The 243-nt window shown below is 65.0% G+C and carries 1 protein-coding gene; it reads right to left on the bottom strand.

The window, feature by feature from the left end; genetic code table 11:
• Positions 1 to 29: 29 nt before the first annotated feature.
• On the bottom strand, positions 30 to 243 hold a 214-nt coding region (locus AB2B41_RS23695), incomplete at its 5' end, for a hypothetical protein (RefSeq protein WP_367880275.1).

Here is a 243-nt window from a genome sequence, read left to right on the forward strand (position 1 = left end):
CCACTTCGATCCCCATTGGTCCCTTGCGGTCAGTCGTTGTTGCTGCCGATGTTGGTGCCGATGACGTTATTGCCGCCGCTGTTGTCGCCGCCGCTGTTCTCGCCGCCGTTATTTTCGCCGCCGTTGTTGTCGCCGCCGTTATTGTCGCCGCCGTTTTTGTCGCCGCCGTTGTTGTCGCCGCCGCGGTTGTCGCCGCCGGTGTTGGCGCCGCCGGTGTTGTCGACGCCGGTGTTGTAGCCGCCG

The organism is Sulfitobacter sediminis (genome assembly GCF_040811725.1).
Lineage (GTDB): Bacteria > Pseudomonadota > Alphaproteobacteria > Rhodobacterales > Rhodobacteraceae > Sulfitobacter > Sulfitobacter sediminis.